This window comes from Emticicia sp., from assembly GCF_049241225.1.
In the GTDB taxonomy this organism is placed as follows: domain Bacteria; phylum Bacteroidota; class Bacteroidia; order Cytophagales; family Spirosomataceae; genus Emticicia.
Genome location: NZ_JBMLRC010000346.1, coordinates 1 through 4909 on the forward strand (window position 1 = coordinate 1; position 4909 = coordinate 4909).

The following is a 4909-nucleotide window of genomic DNA, read 5'->3' on the forward strand; positions in this document are numbered from 1 at the left end:
GAAAAGTGCTTCGTATTGAGACGGTGCAAGATAAATGCCTTTATCGAGCATTCCGTGGAAATATTTACCAAATTTAGCAGTATCTGAAGTCTTTGCCGTTTCAAAATCTACCACTGGTGTTTCGGTAAAGAAAAGGCTGTACATCGAACCAACATGATTGATTTGGTAATTGAGATTCAGTTTATCAAGAATCGAACGAATACCGCTAACTATCTGATTTCCAGTCGCTTCGAGTTGCGTATAAACTTCTGGATGGTCATTTAAGTGGTGCAACATCGTCAGACCAGCAGCCATTGCAATCGGGTTTCCTGAAAGCGTACCAGCTTGATAAACAGGCCCTTGTGGCGACACACAATTCATGATTTCTGCTTTTCCGCCATACGCCCCTACTGGCATTCCTCCACCGATAATTTTACCCAAAGTTGTCATATCGGGCGTTACACCGAAACGCTCCTGAGCTCCACCTTTTGCCAAACGGAAGCCTGTCATTACTTCATCAAAAATCAACACGATTCCTTCTTTCGTGCAAATATCACGCAAGCCTTGTAAATAACCTTCTTTTGGCAAAACACAACCCATGTTTCCTACAACTGGCTCAAGAATCAAAGCTGCAATTTGTCCTTTGTTGGCATCGCAAAGCATCTGAACTGCTTCCAAATTATTGTACGGAGCTGTCAGTGTATCATTGGCTACTCCTTTTGTTACACCTGGACTATCAGGCACGCCCATCGTAACTGCTCCACTTCCTGCGGCAATCAAAAACGAATCTCCGTGACCGTGATAGCAGCCTTCAAACTTAATTATTTTCTCTCTTCCTGTATAACCTCTTGCTACTCTGATAGCCGCCATTGTGGCTTCTGTACCAGAGTTTACCATTCTCACTTTTTCGATAGAAGGCACCATCGAAATAATCAATTCGGCCATTTCTACTTCACGACGCGTGGGAGCTCCAAACGAAAATGAGTTTTTGATGGCTTCGCTCACGGCTTGCTGAACTGGCTCAAAAGCATGACCCAAAATCATTGGTCCCCAAGAATTGATAAGTTCAATGTATTGATTATCGTCTTCGTCGAAGATATAAGCACCTTTGGCTCTTTTGATAAAAATCGGATTTCCGCCTACCGAACGAAATGCTCTCACTGGCGAGTTTACGCCCCCTGGAATGAAGTTTTTGGCTTTTGCGAAAAGTTCTTCGCTTGTATTTGTGGTCATTTATTTTGTATTGAAATGTAAAAAATACAGATTATTGAAACCCATATTCATATAACGATTTTTAAAACATAAAGGATTAGAGAAAGTGTGCTTACTTTTCTAATCCTTCAAATTTTGTTCAAAATTAACTATTAAAACAATACATTAAAAATTAACCCCCGACTTAATCGGTAAATAAACCCTAAAGCCTGTATGAGAATATTGTTTTTGATTGAAAATACTATAAACCTCAGCATTGAAGAGTCCAAAAAGACCTTTTATACCATATCCCAACTCATAATGTTTAATTTGATTAGTGAGTAAAACGTTTCCGTAGAGACGTTCTTCCCAGCCTTTTCGCTGGAGATACGGAATATTTGTCAGGAATAATCTTTTGAAATCGACTTTGGTAAATAATTGAGCATAGCCACCATTTGTACTGTATTGATAATAAGGCAAATCTCGGAAATCTTGGTGAGTTTGAATAAAAGTTTCGTTACCATTAAGGTGCTTATAATCAAGAAAATACATAGGTTTATCCCCGTAATAAGTACCGATTTCAGCTCTTAGTGAAACATCTTTCAATTTCCATTTGAAATCATGGTTCATACCCAATTCTACACGATTAAAGCCAGTTTGTCCGAAAGCAGAAAGGTTTTCAAGGTGGAAAGTTGGGCCGTAAGTTTGTACATGTCGAACACCATTATAGATTCTTACCCTCGAAAATGGTCTGTAAGTCAGCACCACATTGAATCGGGTTTGTGTGTGAGTATCAAAAGTTGTTGTCTTGAAATCTTGGTGAATTGGGTCATTCGATTCATAAAATTTATCAGCTACTTTTCGAAAACCTTGATTGACAATATTATTTAGATGATAACGCTCGGCGACTTGGAAATACGTGCGGAACGTGATGTTATCACTGATACGTGGACTAAAATTGATTCGTGCATATTTCTGCTCATAAAACTTCCCAAAATGACGATTATCCAACAAAGCATAAGCAGCATTTACAAAATTATTGATGGGTTCTTCGTTATTCATCTGAAATACTTTGCGTCCTGCTTCCGCACCAATGCTAAACTTTTTCTGTCCATAACCAATACCAAACGAGCCATTTAGTCTTTCTCTTTGAATTGAATAATGAGGTTTAACATTCATCGAAAACGAACCGAGCGAATCAATTCTGTGGCGATAACTTAGTCTCGGGAAACCGATATTTATGCCCTCCACGGCGTTGTAGCGTGTATCTTCTGCCCAACCACCGAGCGTAAAAAAGTCTTTGTAACCCTTCTTTTTATCATTTTTATCAATCAAATTATATTGGTATGTATTTCCAAACAAAAGTTGATTAAATTCAAACTTCGCGGGTCGTAAACGCTCAACAGAGTCTTTTTTTAACTTAATACTTATCTCTTTTGCTTCAACTTTATAAATACTATCAGCTTGTTTGTAGCCTTTTACTTCGATTTCAGTCAATGGTATTTGACGTTCTTCTGCCCAAAAATCTTCGCTACGTTGTCTCGCCAAACTATCAACCGAACGAGAATAATTTGAGGCAACTATTTCTTCATTTTTCTCTTTCTTTTCTTTTACTTCTTCTTTTTCGAGGTCTTTTGAGAGCTTTTTAAGTTGTTTAAGTGTCAATTCCTTTTGTTCAAGAATTGTCTTGGTATCCAGTTTTTTACGGTTGAGGTCTTTTGCTTCAGTTTTAAAAATCTTATCGTCTAAAACTTGGGGTTTGATGGTAGCATACTTTGGATTTTTTACGATTTGATAGCTTTTGTAGGCCGTAACCACACGGGCCGAAACATCAGCACCCATAAATTTTATTTCTGTAGTCTCCTCAACTTGAATTGGCATCCAAATATCATCAATGGGCGTGAAAATAACTTTATAACTTGATTGACCAACTTCCTCTTCATACTTAAAATCAATACTATGAATAGCCCAAGTTCCATCAATAATATTAATTGTTCCACTGTACAAACCTGGTGATTTTACTTTAGGAATAACTCGTATCTTGTTGATATAAACACCTTTATCTTGAAAAAAACCTTCGTAAACGTATCTATAATTAACTGCCCCTTTGAATGTAATTGGTGATTCTTTATTGTTGGGATTATAAAAACTTGATTTGTCAACCGAAGCATTGACATTATTTTTCATTGCAGGGGGAAGATTAGAACGTACTGAAATTACTCGCTCAACAAAACTATTGGGCTGTTTAAAGTTTACTTCATTGACCGACTCTATCACATAAGATTGTCCTTTTTTAATGAAATTATCTTTCATCGCTTTTTCAAAGATAAAAGATACATCATTGACCCTGAAAGTACCACGCAAATAATTACGCATCGAATAACTCTCTACTTCTTTGTGATGAATCGGCGACATAGCGATGGTTTTTCGCATAATTGTAAGGGCGGGGTCTTCTTTATTGTTTGAGACCTTTACTCCGCCCAACTCAATGCTGATTTCCTTCATCGTGATATTGAGTGTTTGCACGTTTTCGGCAATTTCAACTTTCTTTGTAACCGATTGATAGCCAATGTATTGGAAGACAATTTCGTAAGAGCCTGCTTTGAGTTTGATTTCGTAGTCACCATCCTGATTGGCCATTGTACCAATTTCTGTACCTTTGACCAGCACTGAGGCAAAAGGCATTACTTCGCCTTTTTCGTTTTTGATTTTACCCCTAATACCAGCAGCAAGTAGATTTTGAGTAATAAATAATAGTAGTAATAGTTTTTTAAGCATAACGGTTAGTGTGTTTTGTGGGATGGATTCTGTTAAATATACTACGGTGTGAAAGTAGTAATATTGTAATGTAGATGCAGAAATAGGTGGAAAAGTTGCAGAGGGAATATCTTTATCATAAATAACACAAAATATGTGTTATCCCGAATATGATTTAAAAAATACTCATTGCCGTCTGCTTTAGCTGACGGACTACAGCAAAAGATAGAACAAATCCGACTTTAGTCTAACCTTTTATTTAGACTAAAGTCAAATTTGATTGTATAGAAGTATCCGTCAGCTAAAGCAGACGGCAATGAATAAAACTCTTAATCATTTTATTTTAAAAATACCTATTAAATTTTTTTAAAATTAGGGATGTCTCATTTTTCTGTAGATAAATGGCAAAAATGGAGTTTTAAGCCATCAATTCTTTCAAAATCTTCTGAGCGGCTACCGAAATGACAGTTCCTGGGCCAAAAACTCCTTTTACACCTGCATCATATAAATACTGATAATCTTGGGCAGGAATTACGCCTCCCGCAATGACCATAATATCTTCACGACCCAGTTTTTTGAGTTCTTCAATCAATGCCGGAACGAGCGTTTTGTGTCCAGCCGCCAAACTTGATGCTCCAACGATATGCACATCGTTTTCGGCTGCTTGCCGAGCGGTTTCTTCTGGCGTTTGGAAAAGCGGACCTATATCCACATCAAAACCCAAATCGGCAAAGCTTGTGGCAATTACCTTTGCTCCACGGTCGTGACCATCTTGTCCCATTTTAGCGACCATGATTCTCGGACGACGACCTTCGATTTCGGCAAATTGGTCGGCCATTTCTTTGGCTAATCTGAAATTTTCATCGTCCGAAACTTCTGCTTGATACACTCCCGAAATCGAACGGATAACCGCCTTGTGGCGACCAGCTACTTTTTCCATGGCATAAGATATTTCGCCCAAAGTGGCACGTTTACGAGCAGC

3 protein-coding genes are annotated in these 4909 nt (G+C 38.0%); all 3 read right to left on the minus strand.

Annotation, left to right across the window (positions count from 1 at the left end; translation table 11 throughout):
* The coding region (hemL, locus tag ACOVO2_RS18620) for a glutamate-1-semialdehyde 2,1-aminomutase (protein WP_421771419.1) at window positions 1-1212 on the minus strand (1212 nt) is incomplete at its 3' end.
* A gap of 144 nt (window positions 1213-1356) precedes the next feature.
* The gene (locus ACOVO2_RS18625) at window positions 1357-3948 is read right to left on the minus strand and encodes a DUF5686 and carboxypeptidase regulatory-like domain-containing protein (protein ID WP_421771420.1); all 2592 of its coding nucleotides are present in this window, start codon (window positions 3946-3948) and stop codon (window positions 1357-1359) included.
* A 397-nt stretch (window positions 3949-4345) separates the two neighbouring features.
* Window positions 4346-4909, minus strand: a 564-nt coding sequence (locus tag ACOVO2_RS18630; RefSeq protein ID WP_421771421.1) for a cobalamin-dependent protein, incomplete at its 5' end; no start/stop codon positions are given.

What these genes read in the sequence shown, in the direction of transcription:
- ACOVO2_RS18625 (WP_421771420.1), bottom strand. Translation starts at nt 3,948, where the DNA reads ATGCTTAAAAAACTATTACTACTATTATTTATTACTCAAAATCTACTT.